Annotated in this window: 17 protein-coding genes; 7 read left to right on the top strand and 10 right to left on the bottom strand. The window is 68.6% G+C overall.

Annotated elements, in window-relative coordinates; genetic code table 11:
- The first annotated feature begins 176 nt into the window (after window positions 1-176).
- Entirely contained in the window at window positions 177-1,760 is a 1,584-nt protein-coding gene (locus CF165_RS46170; protein WP_093953952.1) for an alkaline phosphatase family protein, read from the top strand.
- A gap of 39 nt (window positions 1,761-1,799) precedes the next feature.
- On the opposite strand, the gene CF165_RS46165 is transcribed toward CF165_RS46170, so the two are convergent.
- From CF165_RS46165 to CF165_RS46140, 6 genes are all read right to left on the bottom strand, one after another.
- The gene (locus tag CF165_RS46165) at window positions 1,800-2,630 is read right to left on the bottom strand and encodes an undecaprenyl-diphosphate phosphatase (RefSeq protein ID WP_240522143.1); all 831 of its coding nucleotides are present in this window, start codon (window positions 2,628-2,630) and stop codon (window positions 1,800-1,802) included.
- Between the two features lie 281 nt (window positions 2,631-2,911).
- The gene (locus CF165_RS46160; protein ID WP_093953985.1) at window positions 2,912-3,661 is read right to left on the bottom strand and encodes a COG4705 family protein; all 750 of its coding nucleotides are present in this window, start codon (window positions 3,659-3,661) and stop codon (window positions 2,912-2,914) included.
- A gap of 134 nt (window positions 3,662-3,795) precedes the next feature.
- A complete protein-coding gene (locus CF165_RS46155) occupies window positions 3,796-4,590 on the bottom strand; it encodes a COG4705 family protein (protein WP_240522134.1) in 795 nt (264 codons plus the stop codon).
- Between the two features lie 179 nt (window positions 4,591-4,769).
- Entirely contained in the window at window positions 4,770-5,810 is a 1,041-nt protein-coding gene (locus CF165_RS46150; protein ID WP_167441772.1) for an ABC transporter substrate-binding protein, read from the bottom strand.
- Window positions 5,811-5,832: 22 nt separating this feature from the next.
- Entirely contained in the window at window positions 5,833-6,702 is an 870-nt protein-coding gene (locus CF165_RS46145; protein WP_093953948.1) for an ABC transporter permease, read from the bottom strand.
- On the bottom strand, window positions 6,702-7,538 hold the full coding sequence (locus tag CF165_RS46140; protein ID WP_093953947.1) for an ABC transporter ATP-binding protein: 837 nt from the start codon (window positions 7,536-7,538) through the stop codon (window positions 6,702-6,704). Before CF165_RS46140 ends, CF165_RS46145 begins: the two co-directional genes overlap by 1 nt.
- A gap of 231 nt (window positions 7,539-7,769) precedes the next feature.
- On the opposite strand from CF165_RS46140, the gene CF165_RS46135 reads away from it, so the two are divergent.
- On the top strand, window positions 7,770-9,389 hold the full coding sequence (locus CF165_RS46135; protein ID WP_093953946.1) for an ATP-binding protein: 1,620 nt from the start codon (window positions 7,770-7,772) through the stop codon (window positions 9,387-9,389).
- Complete coding sequence (locus CF165_RS46130) at window positions 9,386-10,069, top strand: response regulator (RefSeq protein WP_093953945.1); 684 nt, start codon at window positions 9,386-9,388, stop codon at window positions 10,067-10,069. The genes CF165_RS46135 and CF165_RS46130 overlap by 4 nt, the downstream gene beginning before the upstream one ends.
- 34 nt (window positions 10,070-10,103) lie before the next feature.
- Here CF165_RS46130 and CF165_RS46125 read toward each other — a convergent pair whose 3' ends face one another.
- Complete coding sequence (locus tag CF165_RS46125; RefSeq protein WP_093953944.1) at window positions 10,104-11,075, bottom strand: magnesium transporter CorA family protein; 972 nt, start codon at window positions 11,073-11,075, stop codon at window positions 10,104-10,106.
- A 242-nt stretch (window positions 11,076-11,317) separates the two neighbouring features.
- On the opposite strand from CF165_RS46125, the gene CF165_RS46120 reads away from it, so the two are divergent.
- Window positions 11,318-11,947: a DUF3558 domain-containing protein gene (locus CF165_RS46120; RefSeq protein ID WP_158226935.1), complete on the top strand. Its 630-nt coding sequence runs from the start codon at window positions 11,318-11,320 to the stop codon at window positions 11,945-11,947.
- Between the two features lie 670 nt (window positions 11,948-12,617).
- Here CF165_RS46120 and CF165_RS46115 read toward each other — a convergent pair.
- The gene (locus CF165_RS46115) at window positions 12,618-13,475 is read right to left on the bottom strand and encodes an SDR family oxidoreductase (RefSeq protein ID WP_093953942.1); all 858 of its coding nucleotides are present in this window, start codon (window positions 13,473-13,475) and stop codon (window positions 12,618-12,620) included.
- Between the two features lie 72 nt (window positions 13,476-13,547).
- On the opposite strand from CF165_RS46115, the gene CF165_RS46110 reads away from it, so the two are divergent.
- Window positions 13,548-14,003 (top strand): MarR family winged helix-turn-helix transcriptional regulator, encoded by a 456-nt coding sequence (locus CF165_RS46110; protein WP_205661188.1) that lies wholly within the window; start codon window positions 13,548-13,550, stop codon window positions 14,001-14,003.
- Window positions 14,004-14,133: 130 nt separating this feature from the next.
- Here CF165_RS46110 and CF165_RS46105 read toward each other — a convergent pair whose 3' ends face one another.
- A complete protein-coding gene (locus tag CF165_RS46105) occupies window positions 14,134-14,427 on the bottom strand; it encodes a permease (RefSeq protein WP_240522133.1) in 294 nt (97 codons plus the stop codon).
- 165 nt (window positions 14,428-14,592) lie between these two features.
- Window positions 14,593-15,003 (bottom strand): LuxR C-terminal-related transcriptional regulator, encoded by a 411-nt coding sequence (locus CF165_RS46100; protein ID WP_240522132.1) that lies wholly within the window; start codon window positions 15,001-15,003, stop codon window positions 14,593-14,595.
- Between the two features lie 135 nt (window positions 15,004-15,138).
- On the opposite strand from CF165_RS46100, the gene CF165_RS46095 reads away from it, so the two are divergent.
- Window positions 15,139-15,486 (top strand): ArsR/SmtB family transcription factor, encoded by a 348-nt coding sequence (locus CF165_RS46095; protein ID WP_093953940.1) that lies wholly within the window; start codon window positions 15,139-15,141, stop codon window positions 15,484-15,486.
- A gap of 325 nt (window positions 15,487-15,811) precedes the next feature.
- The coding region (locus CF165_RS46090) for a S53 family peptidase (RefSeq protein ID WP_439098557.1) at window positions 15,812-16,922 on the top strand (1,111 nt) is incomplete at its 3' end.

The raw sequence follows: 16,922 nt of genomic DNA, 5'->3' as shown, positions 1-16,922 counted from the left end.
TGTCCCGCTTGCGCGCTCTGCGGCGAATGCGTCACCGCGTTCATCCGGAATTCGTTTCGGTGTGTCCTGGCCGCCGTTTGCCCGGCCTGGAATGCCCTTCGGCGTCCGTCCGGGCCGCCTCGCAGTCGAAGGAGAGATCCGTGCCGAGTACTCGATCGAGAGCCGCCGCGCTGGCCGTGGTCGCGGCGGCCACCGCCGCCTTGACCGCGCCGGCCGCGTCCGCCGGCGATCGCTCCGCCCACGTCCTGCTCATCTCGGTGGACGGCATGCACCAGTCGGACCTCGCCCGCTACGCCGCAACCCATCCGGGCTCGACGCTGGCAGGGCTCCTCGGCCACGGCACCGAGTACACCCACGCCCGCACCCCCGTGCCGTCGGACTCCTTCCCCGGGCTGCTCGCCCAGGTCACCGGCGGCGGACCGGCGACGACCGGGGTCTACTACGACGCGAGCTACAACCGTGCTCTCCTCCCGGCCGGCACGACGTCCTGCGCCGGCGCACGGCCCGGAACGGCGGTGAACTACACCGAAGACCTCGACCGTTCCCAGGACGCCATCGACGCCGGACAGGGCCTACCCGGCCTGCCTGGCAACGTCCTGGCCATGACCGGGGCACCGCAATCGCTCATCGACCCGGCCAAGCTGCCCGTGGATCCCCGGACCTGCACGCCCGTCTACCCTCATCAGTACCTCGAGGTCAACACCGTGTTCGAGGTCGCCCGCCAGGCCGGCCTGCGCACCGCGTGGGCCGACAAGCACCCGGCGTACGAAATCCTCGATGGGCCGACGGGGACCGGCGTGCAGGACCTGTTCACCCCGGAGATCAACAGCCTGGTCCCCGGCACGACCGGCGACTGGACCACCGACAACGCCGCGACCCAGCGCTATGACTCCTACAAGGTCCGCGCGGTGCTCAACGAGATCGGCGGCTACGACCACAGCGGCACCGACCGGGTGGGTACGCCGGCCATCTTCGGACTCAACTTCCAGTCCGTTTCGACAGCGGAGAAACTGCCGCTCTCCGGTGGCCGCACCGGTGGCTATCTGCCCGGAGACGGTGGCCCGGGTCCAGTTCTGAGTTCGGCGCTGGACTTCGTCGACCAGCAGATCGGCGCCATCACCGCAGAACTGAAGCGACGTCACCTCGACCGCAGCACGACCATCGTCCTCTCGGCCAAGCACGGCCAGTCGCCGACCGACCCATCCGCCCTGACCAGGATCGACGACGGCGCCCTGCTCGACGGTCTCAACACCGCGTGGCGCGCCGCCCACCCCGGTGCAGCCGACCTCGTGGCCCAGGCCACCGACGACGACGCCATGCTGCTGTGGCTGACCGATCGGTCCGCCACAGCAACAACGTTCGCCAAGAACTACCTGCTGGCCCGGTCCGGACTCGGCGACGACATCTCCAAGGCGCCGAAGCCGTTCGTCCACTCCGGACTCGACCGGATCTACTCCGGCGATGACGCCGCCCGCTACTTCCGCGCCCGGCCCGGTGACCCGCGGGTGCCCGACCTCGTCGGCATCGCGCAGTACGGCGTCGTCTACACCGGCGGCACCAAGAAGATCGCCGAACACGGCGGTGCCGCGGCCGACGACCGCGACGTCCCGCTGGTGATCACCGGAACCGGCCACCCCCACACGGTCGCCACCCCCGTCGGCACCACGCAGATCGCGCCGACGATCCTGCGGCTGCTGGGCCTGCGGCCAGACGCGCTGCAGGCGGTGCGCATCGAAGGCACCGAGGTCCTTCCCCGCTAGCGTCCGCCCGGCCGGGTTCGCCCCCGGCCGGGCGTCCGTTCAGGGATTGAGCACGCCGGTGACCAGCAGCCCCAGCAGTGCGACCCCGACCACGACCCGGTAGACCACGAAAGCCGTGAACGTGTGCCCGGCCACGAACTTCAGCAGCCACGCGATCGACGCGTAGGCGACGACGAACGACACCACCGTTCCGACCAGCAACGGCCGCACGTCCACCCCGCCACCGACGGCGTCCTTCAGCTCGTACACACCGGCGCCGGTCAGCGCGGGGATGGACAGGAAGAACGACAGCCGGGTGGCCGCGACGCGGTCGAGGCCTCGCAGCAGCCCGGTCGAAATAGTGGCCCCGGACCGGGAGAAACCCGGGAACAGGAGGGCGAGGATCTGCGACGAACCGACCAGCATCGCGTCCGGCAGCGTCGTCTCGGCCTCGCGGCGCTTTCCTGTGCCGAAGCGGTCGGCCGCCCACATGACGGCACTGCCGGCGATCAGCGATCCGGCGACCACCCACAGGGAGGCCAGCGGTCCCTTGATCAGCGGCTGGAACAGCAGACCGGCCACGACGATCGGCACCGTGGCGAAGATGACCCACCACGCGAACTTGTAGTCGTGCTCCTGCCGCGCCTCCGGCCGCACCAGCCCGCGGCCCCACGCCGCGGCGAACCGGATGATGTCCCGGAAGAAATAGACCAGGACCGCCGCGATGGCGCCCACCTGGATCACCGCGGTGAAGCCCACCACCGCCTGGTCGTCCACCGGGATGCCGAGAAGTCCCTCGGCGATCTTCAGGTGCCCGGTCGAGGAGACCGGCAGGAATTCGGTCAGCCCTTCGACGACTCCCAGGATGACGGACTGGCCGATGTCGATCACGCTCAAGGTGCTTCCTTCGCTGCCGGCGGAATCGGGAGTGCGGCCGAACAGTAGCGATCGGCGAACCCACCGAGTGAAGCTGCCCGCCGGTCGGCCGTCGTTTGCCGTTGCGCCCCGGACACGGTGCCCCCGCAGACCGCACGAGCAGCAGACGGCGGACCCGATCGGTCCCGGCGACGTCGCCCTCGTCGTCATGCCGGCACGCATTCGTTCTCGATGGTGACGGTCAGCGAGGCTATCCGCTGCCCAATGTGCCGAACGCTGGAATTTCCACAGAGTGGTCAGGCGACGAACTCGGCGACCCGGGTACGGCGCTGCTGCCAAGAGGTGTAGACGATCAGAGCCACCAGCACCGACCCCAGCAGCACGGAGGCTCCTATCGTGCCGTAGCCCATCCCGCCGGCAGCAACCGGCTTGCTGACGAAGTCACCTGCGGACGCGCCGAGCGGGCGGGTCAGGACGAAGGCGAACCAGAACAGCAGTGTCGGCGAGATCCGGGTGGTTTTCCTGGCGAGCAGCGCCAGCAGCAGCACAGCCGTGATCAGCAGCGCTGTGCCGCCGAAGCCGAGGCCGGAGTCGTCGGCGAGGAAATCACCCAAGGACGTGCCGAGGGTGTTGGAAAACAGGATTGCCGTCCAGTACAGCAACTCACCGCGGAACGTCGTGATGTTCTGCACGGTGAACGTGTGCCCGCTGGCCTTCCAGATCCCGAACACCGCGGCGAGCCCGGTCATGAGGACGATCGCACCGGTGGCGTAGCCGAGCCCTGCGGTCCGGTTCAGGAAGTCCGACATCGTCGTACCCGCCGTGCTCGTGGCAAGGATCACGGTCCAGTACAGCGCCGGGTGAAAGCTCTTCGCCGCCAGCTGCGTCACCAGGCTCACCACGAACAAGCCGATCAGGATCAGGGAGCTGGCCAGGTAACCCAGCCGCAGGGTCTGGGCGAGCAGGTCGCCGGCCGTCTCGCCCAGGGTGGTGGCGGCGATCTTCATGACCCAGAACACGGCAGTGATCGGAGGGAGCTTGTTCATGATCGTCATTCAAGCGTGATCGCGACGCCCGCCGGGGCTACGTCAGCCCATCCAGTGACGCCGGCGGAGCGAGAATTTGCCGCCACGTAACCATGGCACTTTCATCTCTCCTCGTGCGACCCTGCCCTGACGTTTCACACGTCGTCGGTTCGTGCGACGTCCTTGCGGGTGACCGAGAGGTATCCGACGAGCGCGAGAATCGCCACCAGCAGGGCGAGACTGACCGGTCCCGTGCCGAGGTCCAGTCCGCCGCGTCCGGCGGACACGCCCATCCAGTCCGCGAACGACGCGCCCAGTGGACGGGTGAGGACGTAGGCGACCCAGAAAGCGAAGACGGCGTTGAGGCCGAGCCACCTGCGCGCCAGCGGCGGCAGCGCGATCAGCACTGCGAAGGCCACTCCCGAACCGAGATATCCGAGGTGCAGCGTCGTCGCCGTCAGGTCTCCCGCGGCGGTGCCGAGCGCGAAGGTGGTGACGACCGCGAGCCAGTAGAACAGTTCCCGGCGGAATGTGGTGATGCTGTGGATCGCCAGCGTCTTCTCGGTCGCGTACCACAGCCCGAAAACCGCGGCCAGCGCGACGGCGAAGAATACGGTCGACACGGCATACGGAATACCGAAACCGACATGCAGGACATCGGCTGCCATCGTGCCGAAAACACTCACCAGCACCACGGCCGCCCAGTACAGCCACGGGACGTAGGATCGGGTCCGGAACTGCGCGACCAGGGCGATCGCGAGTGCGCATCCGGCCAAGCCGACCGCGATCACCGGGTCCATCAGATGGGCCAGGAAGTCCGACGTGGTCTCCCCCATGCCGGTCGTCAGGACCTTGACGAGCCAGAAGTACATCGTCACTTCGGGAACCTTGACGGCCATCCGGCGCGGTGCCGTCCGGGAATCGCCGAGCCGGATCTGACCAGTTGTCATGGCGGAAATCTTGGCACACGAGCGAATCGGCACATCAGTGACCTCGACCATTTCCACATTCCGACGTTTGCCGAGTATGCCGGATTTTCGCGCGAAGAGTTAGCGCGGGGAGAACCGCAGGTTAACCTTCGACGACGTCCGGCCGGCGTCCACATCGGACGCCGGCCGCAGCGCCGGGCCTACTTGGCCGCTTGGACGAACTGGTTGGTGTAGGTCTTGCCGAGGTCGATGTTCTTGCCCTTGACGTCGGGGTTGAACGCCTGGAGCACCTTGAGGTTGGTGGGCGGCCCGGTCGGTGGCATGATGCCGGTCGGGTTGTAGATGCCCTTCTCGTTGTCGAAGGCCTTGATGTAAGCGTCCTTGCCCGAGCCGGCGTAGTAGTCCGCCGGCATCGTCGCGGCCACGTCGGCGCCGGTGTGGGTCTGGATCCACTTCAGGGTCTCGACGTAGGCGTTGACCAGCTTCTGGACCGTGTCGGGGTGCTTCGACACGTAGTCCGTGGTCATGTACAGCGACGTCGCCGGGTATTCGCCGCCGAGTTGCTTGGCCGTCCCGTCCGCGGTGCGCATGTCGAGCAGGATGTATGCCGTGCCGGTCGCCATCAGGGTGGACACTGTCGGCTCGGTCGTCATCGCGCAGTCGACGTTGCCGTGCTGCATCGCGCCGATCAGGGTCGAGCCGGACTGCACCCCGATGCGGTGGATGCCCGCCGGGTCGACGCCGTTCTTCTGCGCCAGGTACTGGGTGAGGAAGTCGGTGGAGGACCCGATGTCGGTGATGCCGAGGTTCTTCCCGGCCCAGTCGGCCGGGGACTTGATCTTGTCTTTCACCTCGTTGCGGCAGAGCTCGACCTCGCCGGGGGTGGTCAGCATCGACACCACGGACTCCATCTGCTGCCCGAGGCCCTGCATGGCGATGGTGTGGTCGTAGAAGCCGCCGACGCCGTCGACCTTGCCGGCCACCATGTTCGTGGTGGCGTCGACGCCGGCGCCCTCGTCCTGCAGCGTGACGTTGAGCCCCTGCTGCTGGTAGTAGCCGAGCCGTTGGGCGAGCATGAAGGGCAGGTAGATCTGCTTGTTCAGGCCGCCGACCATGATGCTCACCTTGGTGCCGCTGCCGCCTGAGCTGCTGGTTCCGGCGTTCTGCGTGGCGGTGGAGGCGCACCCGGACAGGCTGATCGCGGCGATGGCCGCCAGCGCGGCCCACGTCTTCTTGGACACGGAGGATCTCCTTTGATCGTTGTCAGAGTTCGGGGCCGGCGAGTTGCGCGGGGCGCCACCGCAGGAGACGGTGTTCGAGCCGGGTGATGACCCATTCCGCGAGCAGGGCGACGATGCCCATGATCACCATGGCCGCCCACACGCCGTTGGCGTCGAAGGTGCCCTGGGCGTTCTTGATCAGCACGCCGAGCCCGGCGTAGCCGCCGAGGAACTCACCGACGATCGCGCCGATCAGCGCGAAGCCGAAGCTGACGTGCAGGCTCGCGATGATCCAGGTGAACGCCGAGGGCAGCACGACCTGCCGGGTGACCTGCCAGCGGGACGCACCGAGGATGCTGGCGTTGGCCACGAAGTTGCGGTCCACCTCGCGGGTGCCCTGAAAGGCATTGAAGAACACGCCGAAGAACACCAGCACGATGACCAGAAGGATCTTCGACTCCAGCCCGAGACCGAAAGCGAGCACGAACACCGACCCCAGCACGATCCGCGGGATCGCGTTGAGCACCTTGATGAACGGGCCGAAGACGTCGGCGAGGAACCGGATCCGGCCCAGTGCGATGCCGCACACGATGCCCAGTGCCGTCCCGATCGCGAAGCCGATCAGGGCTTCCTGCAGGGTCGTCAGAATCTGGTCGCCGAGCGAGCCGATCGCGGTGCCTTCGGTGATCCAGGTTTTCAGCCGGTCCACGATGCCCGACGGGACGCCGTAGAGGATGATGCCCCGCTGGTCACCCTGGACGAGCAGTTGCCAGCCGCCGAGCACGACGACCAGCACGGCGGCCTGGGTCAGGTGCACCAGCGCCTGCCGCCGGCGGCGGCGCGCTCGATGTTCCCCTTCCACGTCGGCCACCGGCGGGGCGCCGCTGACCGGCAGCTCGGTGGGTGCGCTCATCACGATGCCTCCTTCTCGCCGAGGCTGGTGCTCTGGGAGTAGGCGGCGTCCACTTCGGCGCGCAGTGCCTCCCAGATCTGGTGGTAGAGATCGACGAACCGCCGTTCGAACCGGATTTCCTGGACCACACGCGGCCGGGGCAGGTCGATGGGGAAGCGGGCCTTCACCGTGGTCGCGGGGCCCGCGGTGAGCACCACCACGGTGTCCGCGAGCGCGATGGCCTCCTCGAGGTCGTGGGTCACGAACACCACGGCCGGCCGGGTCAGGTCCCACAGGGACAGCAGCTCGCCGGACATCTTCGCCCGCGTCTGCACGTCGAGCGCGGAGAACGGCTCGTCCATCAGCAGGATCTCCGGCTCGTTGATCAGGTTCTGCGCGAGCGCGACCCGCTTGCGCATCCCGCCGGAGAGCTGATGCGGGTAGCGGTCCTCGAACCCGGCCAGCCCGACGCGGCGGATCCAGTCACGGGCGTCGGCCAGCGCCACCCGCTTGGCCACACCGCGGAACCGGGGGCCGGCGGACACGTTGTCCAGCACGGTCTTCCACGGCAGGATCGCGTCGGTCTGGAACATGAAGCCGACGCCGGGGGTGATGCCGGCGACCCGCTGCCCGTGCACGGTGACCGAACCGGCCGAAGGTCGCTCCAAACCGGACACCAGGGTCAGCGTGGTGGACTTGCCGCACCCGGTCGGGCCGACCACGGCGCAGAACTCCCCGGGCGCGACCCGGAGGTCGAGATCCCGCAACGCCGTGTAGGGCGTTCCGCTGTCGGTGGTGAACTGCTTGGTCACCCCCGACAGTTCGATCGCCGTATCCCCCGGCTTCACTGCGTGCACGATGAGTTCCTTCCGTTCCGGCCGTCGTCGGAGCAGGACGCTAAAACGGCGGCAGGCACGGCAAAACGTTGTGCGCATTACCGGCGGTGGTGTGCGTTTACCGGGTTTTAGCTCGTTTAGTTCACACCGATCCGGACGATCGGGAGCATTCGGCTGCGGAAGCTTGGCACGGTGCGGATCGCGTGGTGTCATGCGAAGCGCCCCTACGACCAGTGGCAGAGCGGAGCGGCCATGTGGCGCACACGGCCCTTGGCGTCGCAGATCCTGCTCGCCGTGCTGGGCATCCTCGTCGTGACCGTGTCCGCGGGAGCGCTGCTCTACGTCAAGATGACGGGCGACACCCTCGACCGGCAGTACGAACAGCGCGCCCTGGGCATCGCCGCGACCGTCGCGCAGATGCAGCCGGTCCGCGACGCACTGGCCGAGGGCGACCCCGGGCACGCGATCCAGGCGATCGCCGAACAGGTCCGCCACAGCACCGCCGCGGCCTACGTCGTCGTGACCGATCGATCGGGGATCCGGTTCTCGCACCCGAACCTGTCCCTCATCGGACAGCGCCTCGAAGAGCCCGTCGCGGCACTGGACGGCCAGGGCCACGTCGGCATCGACAACGGCAGCCTGTGCCGATCCGCCAACGGGAAAGCACCGCTGCGCGGGGCCGACGGCACCGTCGCCGGCCAGGTCTCCGTCGGGATCTGCGAGGAGCAGGTCACAAGCCAGCTCGTGCAGCAGACTTCCGACGTCGTTCTCTACTCGGCCCTCGCCCTTGCCATCGGCGTCGCCGCGTCCTGGCTGCTGGCCCGCAGCCTCAAACGCGCGACCTTCGGCCTCGAGCTCGCGGAAATCGCGACGCTGCTGCAAGAGCGGGAGGCGATGCTGCACGGCATCCGGGAAGGCGTGATCGGCGTCGATGCCGGCGGCGGGGTGAGCGTGATCAACGACGAGGCTCGCAGGCTGCTGGAGATCTCCGCCGCCGCCCAGGGCCAGCCGGTCGCCGACCTGCTCCCACCCGGACGCGCACGCGACGTGCTGGCCGGCAAAACCTCCGGCGCCGACGACGTCGTGCTCACCGACGAGTACCTGCTGCTGGTGAATCGGATGCCGGTCGTGCTGGCCGGGCGCCACGCCGGATACGTGATCACCTTGCGCGATCACACCGAGCTCGAAGGCCTGGTCCGCGAGCTGCACGCGCTGACCGGGCTGACCACGGCATTGCGTGCCCAGGAGCACGAGTTCAACAACCGGCTGCACGTCCTGTCCGGTCTGCTCGGCCTCGGCGAGCCCGAGGAGGCGATCCGGTATCTCGCGGAGATCTCCGACGCATCCCTGGCGCAGGCCGACGACCTTCGCGCGCGGATCGCGCCGGCCGAGCTCGCCGCACTGATGCTGGCGAAGGTCACGATCGCCGCCGAGCGAGACGTCCGGCTCACCGTGACCCCCGACTCGCACCTCGACCACCCGGCCACCGAGGTACAGACGCTGCTGACCGTGCTGGGCAACCTGATCGACAACGCCGTCGAGGCCACCGCCGGCGGGCCGGAGCCGCGTGCGGTGACCGTCCACGTGTCCGACGCGGACGAGGACATCCACATCGTCGTGACCGACACCGGGCCGGGCGTCCCCCGCGAGGCGCTGCGCGAGATCTTCGCCGACGGGTATTCCACGAAGACCGCGCGCGGCGGGATGTCCCGCGGACTCGGGCTCGCCCTGGTGCACCGGCTGGTGCACCGGTCGGGCGGCGTCATTGACGTCACCCCCGGCCCGGGCGCACGCTTCGAGGTCCACCTGCCCAAACCCGATCCCGGCGCGCCACGCGCGCTCCAGCCCGCCACCCCGGGGGTGACCCGATGATCAGGACACTCGTCGTGGACGACGACTACCGCGTGGCGAAGATCCACGCGGCCGGCATCGACCGGGTCCCCGGCTTCACCTGCGTCGGGCAGGCACACACCGCGGCCGAAGCCCGCCAGGCGGTAGCGCAGCTGCAGCCGGAGTTGCTGCTGCTCGACATCTACCTGCCCGACGAAGACGGTCTGGCGATCCTGCGCGGGCTCAATTCCGCCGACGGCACCGGCCCGGACTGCATCGTCATCACCGCGGCCCGCGACCTGGACACCGTGCGCACCGCGATGCACCTCGGCGCGGTCTATTACCTGGTCAAGCCCTTCGGGTTCCCCCAGCTGCGCGACCAGCTCGACGCCTACCGGCGCTGGCGCCAGCAGACCAGCGGCAGCGGCGTCGCCGACCAGGCCACCGTCGACGCGCTGTACAACCTGCTCCGGGGCCCGGCCACCAAACCGGCCACGACGACGCCACTGCCCCCGACCATGCGGAAGATCCTCGACGCGATCCGCTCCTCACCCCACCCCATCGGGGCCAGCGCCCTCGCCACCCAGCTGGGCGTGAGCCGGCCGACGGCGCAGCGCTACCTCACCGAACTACACCGACGCGGGGCGATCCAGCTCCACCTCGAATACGGCCGCGCCGGACGGCCGGTGCACCACTACACCTCCGCCGTCGGCACGCCGTGACGGGCCAGCATCCAAGCGGTCGGCGGCGAGTCGTTCACAGCCAGTCTCGTTTCTTGAACGAGAGGTACAGGCCGACGGAAAGAAGGAGGATCACCAGGGTGGAGGTCCAGAACCCCGCGGTGGACTGGAACCCGGGGTAGGGCACGTTCTGGCCGTAGAAGCCAGTGACCGCGGTGGGGATGGCGATGATCGCAGCCCAGCTGGTGACCTTCTTCATGATCGTGTTGAGCCGGTTGCCCTGGATGTTGAGCTGCGTTTCGCGGATCGTGGTGACCAGGTCACGCAGCGACTCGGTCCACTCCGAGGCGCGCAGCACGTGGTCGTAGACGTCCTGGAAGTAGGGCTGCATCTCGCCGTCGACGACGTGCAGGTCGCGGCGCATGATCGCGTTGACCACCTCGCGCATCGGCAGGACCACCCGCCGGACCTGCACCAGGCTCTTGCGCAGGGCGAAGGAGCGCCGTTGCATGTCCGTGTACCGGGGCCGTTCGTCGAACACGAGGTCTTCGAGGTGCTCGATTTGCTCGTCGAGGGCCTGCACGACCTCGAAGTGGCCGTCGACGACGTAGTCCAGCAGGCCGTGCAGCAGGAAGCCGACGCCGTTCTTGGCCAACTCCCCCGCCGAGTCCCAGCGCGCGGCCACGGCGTCGATCGCGAAGTTCTCGTCTTTTCGCACGGTGACCAGGGCCTGGCCAGTAATGAACGCCGCCAGTTCGGAGACGACGAGGGTGCCGGTGGCGTCGTCGAGCTTCGCGGAGTACGCGGTCAGGAAGGCGTGGGAGTCGTAGCGGTCGAGCTTGGCCCGCTGGTGCTCGTGCACGGCGTCCTCGACCGCGAGCGGGTGCAGGCCGAGCTCTTCGCTGATCGCCGCGAGATCGGCTTCGGTGGGAGCGCAGAAGTCCAGCCAGACGGTGGCCGCGGGATCGGCGAGGTGGTCGGAGACCGCCGCGACCGGGAACCCTTCGGCTTCGAGCACGCCGTTGCGGTAGACGCGGGTGTGGGCCATGGCCGTCGCCCGATCAGCGGCCCACCGCGCGGTCCCGATCGGGCGAAATCAGGTGACCTGTCGTGGTGATCGGCACTTCGTCAACTCCCGGATACTCCGACGGGTTTCGTCGCACCCTTTCCGAAAACTGCTGTGAGGACGCTGAGAGCGGTCCGGTTCGACGCTCTCAGCGTCCTCAGCGCCTTGCCAGCGGTGAGTGGCTATCTTCGCAAGAAGCTGCACTCACCCGAGGAGGACCGGTCGTGTCCAGGTCATCGTGTCCGGCGGGTGCACTGTCGCTGCGACGGCGCACTACCGGCTCCAGGATCGATGAGGCTCGCCGACCAGGCGCCCGCGTCGCACTGGCGAAGCTCTTCGCGCTCCTGGGAGCGGTCGCTCTGATCACCGCTTGTTCGGCCGCGGCGCCACCCGCACCGTTGTCGCCGCCGATTCCCGGCGACCCGCTCGACCTGAGTGCGTACGCACGCGACCCCTGTGCGCTGCTGCCCGCCGCTCAGCTGACCCGCTTCTACATCACCCGGCCCGGGACCGCTTCCGCCGGCATCGACGGTCCGACGTGCTCCTGGACCCCGTCCGACACCTCGGCCCTGACCTACCGTGCGTCGGTCGGAGCCGGCGGCCTCGACAAGGTCTACCGCCGCCGGACCTCGTTCTCGGTGTTCGACGTGACGACGGTGCACAGCTACCCGGCCGTGCACGTCGAGACCGTCGCCGGGCACTGCCGCGTCGTCGTCGGCGTGACCGACAGCATGGTTCTCGACGTCGTCACCGACGCCCGGGACGCCAAGCTCAACGCCTACGGAGATCCGTGCGCCGAAGCGGACACCTTCGCCGGAGCCGTGCTCGGCTACCAAGGCCACCGCGCACCCTGATCCGGCGCTTACCGGCGTGTTCATGCCCGGCCGCCAGCTTCAGCACTGCCGGCTTGACAGATCGATGCCGCGCGGGTTACGCCTCGCCGACTCGCTGAGGTCGGCGTTCTCAACCCTCGGCGGCGGCCGCAACGATCTCCCATTCGACCCGGCCGATACGCGGCTCGAGTCGCCGCCAGGAGCGTCCGCAATCAAGCCAGCTTGATGGTCGCCCTCGCGGCCCCAGCGGGCTGACGGCGTACGCGCGCTGTCAATGGTCGTGAAGCATGATCCGCACAGGCCTTGATTGGCAAATGTCCTTTGTGGTCTAGAATGACCTCATTGGACCGAGGTCGCTGCCATACAGCCAAATTCACCTCCTGTTCGCCAATTATTGTTACGAATTGACTGTCGATTGTGGACACTAGTCGCATGCCGGTTCATGATCATAGGCGCGTGGCGATTCGTCGCGATCGCCGCAGCACTACGCGGTCTCGTCGGCAGGGCCGCCGGCACACGCGGGCCCGGTAGGCGTTCATGATCTGCCGGACGGTGTGCACGGCCGGTGGGGTGGTGGTGCGACCGCTGTGGCAGCAGGGCGGAGAACTGCTGCTACAGCGGTGCGCTCAGCCAGAACGGCAGGACAGCACGGGGCTCCTCGGTGAACGGCAAAGGCCTTGGCGGCGGGGGCCTACGAAGAGGTGTGGGGAGGCCAGATTTCGGTGAGGGGGGTGGGGGTCAGGTCGAGCATGCGCCAGGTGGGTGTGGGGTCGGGTTCGCGGCCGGGCGTGGTGAACAGGTCGATGACGCTGGCGGGCAGTGCGGAAATGGTCCGCGCGGCGGCGGCGGGCAGGTAGTCGATGGCGACGTCGGGGCCGTTGAGGCTGCGGACGATCTGCTCGACGCTGAGGGTGTCCGGCCCGGTCAGGTCGTGGGTGCCTGGCGTGGCGTGGGTGCAGGCGTTGATCAGGGCGTTGATCAGGTCGGTGGAGTAGAGCGGCTGGAAGCGCCGGGTGCCGTCGCCGATCACGGTGACCGGCCCGCCGGGCGTGGTGGGCAGCATGCGCCGTTCGAAGGCGCCGGGTGTGCTGCTGCCGTAGATGAGGGGCGGGATGCGCAGGATGACGCAGTCGGCGGGCGCGTCGGCCAGGGCCTGCTCGGCGAGTCCTTTGGCGCGGTGGTACCAGTTCGAGGCTTGGGGGTCGGCGTCGAGGTAGGACAGGTAGAGCAGGCGTTGGCCTGGCATGAGGGCGCGGGCGACGTGTTCGGTGGTGGCCACGGTCGCGTCGTGGTGAGTCTGCCAGTCCGGGCCACTGAAGGCGCCGCTGAGGTGGATGACGACATCGGCGGCACTGATCGCGTCGGCGGCCTCGCTGGTGCGGGTCCAGTCGTCGACCATCCGCGCCGCGGGCAGTTCGACGCGCTGACGGACCAGTGCGGTCACGTGTGCGGGAGTGTCGGCCAGGCGGGTGAGCAGCCGGCGTCCGGTGGAGCTGTCGGCGCTGGTGACGGTGATGCTGCGGGGGTGTCCGGGCGTGGCTGAGGGCATTGTCGTCGCTCCTTCGATGGCATGACATTAAGTGCTGTAGCATCTAATGGTGTAGCACCATACACTGTTATCGTGCATGTGATCGAAGAGTTCGGCCTGCTGCTCAAGGCCGCCGCCCGGGAGACCGAGCGGCAGATCAATGATCTCCTGCGACCGCTGGGCATCACCGCCGCCCAGGCCGAGGCCCTCGAAGTGCTGGCGGCGCGGGAGCCGCTGTCCCTGGCCGAGCTCGGCGGCCTCCTGGTGGCCGAGGGGGGCCACCCCAGCCGGTTGGTCGATCGCATGGTGGCTGCCGGCCTGGTCGATCGACGCGCCGCTGCCGACGACCGCCGGCGCGTGGAGCTCACCGTGACCCCCGAGGGCCGGGAACTCGGCATGCGCGCCAAACAGGTCAAGCGCAGTTACGGCGCCAGCACCGCCGCGAAACTCGACAACGCCAGTTTGACCGCGGCCTGCACGGCTCTGAAAGCACTCTTGCACGACACCCCGCTCGGCGCCACCGTCACCGAGCGACGACAACATCCGTAGACCAGCGGCATGCCCGGGAGCGGGCACTAAACGGGCCTAACTGCGCGGCCTCTAAGCCGGAGCCAGATGTGCTTTCGCGCCGGCCGAAGCTGCACACGACTCGATCACGGTGATCACACCGACGCGACGCTCACGCGGGGAGCTGACCGCGTTCACCCGGGACGACTGCGCATTCGCAGCCGGGCAGGACGGCCCCCGCCAGCCCGGCTGCCGGCACCGCCAGCACCGCTCGTTTCGGCAACGCGCGGGCGAAGAAGGACGGCGGCACGAACACCGCGAGACCCGCCGACAGCAGCACCCCGAGGACGAGGAAGGGCAGGGCCTGGACAACCACCGCGACGAACACCGTCAGCCAGCTCTGCATCGCCGGTGTGGCCAGCGCCCGGCGGACCGGCCCCTGCAGCACGAACCCCACGAGCACCACGAGGGTGAGGACGAGGACCGGATCGAAGTCCAGCCCGGCCGGTCGCCCGATTCGCGCGGGCGCGTCCGATTTTCTTCGGTGACGGTCAAGGGGATCTCCAGCACATCGGTTCCGGCAACCCCCTCACACCCACATCACTGTCTACGGAAGGAGGCGGCATCCGGTTCACCCGGGTCCGGCCCTCCCGCGAGTCTCAGAGCGGCACGGACCGGGCGCGCCGGACTGGACGGGAACGGAGATCCAGTCGTTGCGGGTGGCGTGCAGCGCCAGCTGGAACCGGTTGGCCGCGCCGGTGCGGGCCATCAGGTTCTCGAGGTAGCGGAACATCGTCCGCCGGCTCACCCCGAGGACCCGGGCGACCTGGTCGTCGGTGAGGCCGGCGGCCAGCAGGCCCAGCAGCCGACGTTCGCTGGGCCGGAGCGGGGAGCCGGAGCCGTCGTCGGCCAGGCCGAGGGGCAACGCGACCTGCCAGCACATGCCGAACAACCCGGCCACCGCGTCGAACAAGCCGCACGGGCAGCCCGATTGCTCGTCCTCGTGATCGGCTCGGCGCCGGCTTTCCTCGATGGCTGTCACAAGAGGCTCCCGTACTTCCGCTGCGCACCCGTTCCACTACAAGAACGGCAGGGCCGCCCGGTTCGTCGCGACCCATCAAAGAATAGGAATACGATAATTCATACCTTCCTCTGTCCGCCAGCTATCGTGTCCACTATGGAATCCGGCGCCGAGGGCGCGTGTCGGTCGACCGCACGGCTGGACGCCGAAAATGCGGGGATCGTCGCCGCGACACTGCACGCGCTTGCCACACCGAGCCGCCTGCTGATCCTCGCTCAATTGCGGCACGGGCCACTGACGGTGACCGTCCTGGCCCAGACGATCGGAATGCGCCAACCGATCGTGTCCCAGCAGCTGGGGATTCTGCGGGCCGCCGGGCTGGTCGCCGGCACCAGGCTCGGCCGCGCCGTGAGCTACCGCCTCGCCGGCGAGCACGTGACCGAACTCCTCGACGACGTCGCTTACCACAGCGAACGCGTCCGAGCAGGCGCCACTCCGGCATAGCACCGCCGCGACCATCTCCATTCACGGGAATCAGGTTGGTGAATTCCAGACAGGCCGCCCGACCAAGGTAGGAGGGGTCACCACGCCCGGCCCGACGAAAGTCGCGGGCGGTTCACGACGAAAGTCGGGCGCAGTCACCAGCCGATTCGTCCTGTTCGGGGCCGAACGTGACGACATAGCCGATTAGTCCGCGGGCATTCGGCGGAATTCACCTCCGGGACGAACAGTGCCGAATCGGTCACCGACTTCAGTAGGAGTCCGGGCGCTGTATAAACAGCACACCCATGGGGCCCCACCATTCGCAGAATCTCTCCAGGAGTGATCCATGCGTCGTTCACCCCGAAGAGTCCTCGCCACAGCCGCCTTCGCGGCACTGGCCTTGACCGCCCCCGCACTCCCCGCCACCGCACAGTCCTCCACCGCGGCCGCGGTCCACCCGACCGCGCGAGTCTGCGCCCAGACCGCGAAGCCCGGCATGGCAACGTGTTTCGCCGAACGCCAAACCGACACCATGCGCGCCGCGCTCACCCCGAACGCCCTGCCGAGCGGGTTCGGGCCGACCGGGCTGCGCTCGGCCTACAACCTCACGGCGAGCGGCACCGCGTCCGCGACAGTGGCCATCGTGGACTCCAACGACGACCCCAACGCCGAAAGCGACCTCGCCACCTACCGATCGACCTACGGCCTGCCCGCCTGCACCACGGCGAACGGCTGCTTCAAGAAGGTCAACGAAAACGGGCAAAGCAGTCCTCTCCCGGCCGCGGACAGCGGCTGGGCCGGCGAGATCTCCCTCGACGTCGACATGGTCTCCGCGATCTGCCCGAACTGCCACATCCTGCTCGTCGAAGCGAACCAGCCGAGCATGGCCGACCTCGGCACCGCCGTGAACACCGCCGTCTCGATGGGCGCCAAGTACGTCTCCAACAGCTACGGCGGCAGTGAGGACGGCAGCGAGAACTCCTCCGACTCGAGCTACTTCCACCACCCCGGCGTCGCGATCACCGCGAGCACCGGCGACAGCGGCTACGGCATCAGCTACCCGGCCTCCTCGCAGTACGTCACCGCGGTCGGCGGCACATCCCTGACCCAGGGCGGCGGCACCCGCGGCTGGACCGAGACGGCCTGGAGCGGCGCCGGCAGCGGCTGCTCGACCAGCGTCGCCAAGCCCTCGTTCCAGAACGTGACCACCGGCTGCGCCAAGCGCGCCAACGCCGACGTCTCCGCGGTCGCCGACCCGCAGACCGGCGTCGCGGTCTACCAGACCTACGGCGGCAGCGGCTGGGCCGTCTACGGCGGCACCAGCGCGTCCTCGCCGATCATCGCGTCGGTCTACGCCCTCGCCGGCACACCCGGCGCGTCCGACACCCCCGCCGCCTACCCCTACTCCCACGCCGGGAACCTCAACGACGTCACCTCCGGCAGCAACGGCAGCTGCT

It is taken from the genome of Amycolatopsis vastitatis (genome assembly GCF_002234595.1).
Taxonomy (GTDB): Bacteria; Actinomycetota; Actinomycetes; order Mycobacteriales; family Pseudonocardiaceae; genus Amycolatopsis; species Amycolatopsis vastitatis.
Note: the sequence above shows the minus strand (reverse complement) of the source record. Positions and strands in the feature narration are given on the sequence as shown.

Coding starts and splice junctions, on each gene's coding strand:
- CF165_RS46160 (WP_093953985.1), bottom strand. CDS start 3,661: ATGAACAAGCTCCCTCCGATCACTGCCGTGTTCTGGGTCATGAAGATC.
- CF165_RS46155 (WP_240522134.1), bottom strand. CDS start 4,590: ATGACAACTGGTCAGATCCGGCTCGGCGATTCCCGGACGGCACCGCGC.
- CF165_RS46145 (WP_093953948.1), bottom strand. CDS start 6,702: ATGAGCGCACCCACCGAGCTGCCGGTCAGCGGCGCCCCGCCGGTGGCC.
- CF165_RS46135 (WP_093953946.1), top strand. CDS start 7,770: ATGTGGCGCACACGGCCCTTGGCGTCGCAGATCCTGCTCGCCGTGCTG.
- CF165_RS46130 (WP_093953945.1), top strand. CDS start 9,386: ATGATCAGGACACTCGTCGTGGACGACGACTACCGCGTGGCGAAGATC.
- CF165_RS46125 (WP_093953944.1), bottom strand. CDS start 11,075: ATGGCCCACACCCGCGTCTACCGCAACGGCGTGCTCGAAGCCGAAGGG.
- CF165_RS46115 (WP_093953942.1), bottom strand. CDS start 13,475: ATGCCCTCAGCCACGCCCGGACACCCCCGCAGCATCACCGTCACCAGC.
- CF165_RS46095 (WP_093953940.1), top strand. CDS start 15,139: ATGGAATCCGGCGCCGAGGGCGCGTGTCGGTCGACCGCACGGCTGGAC.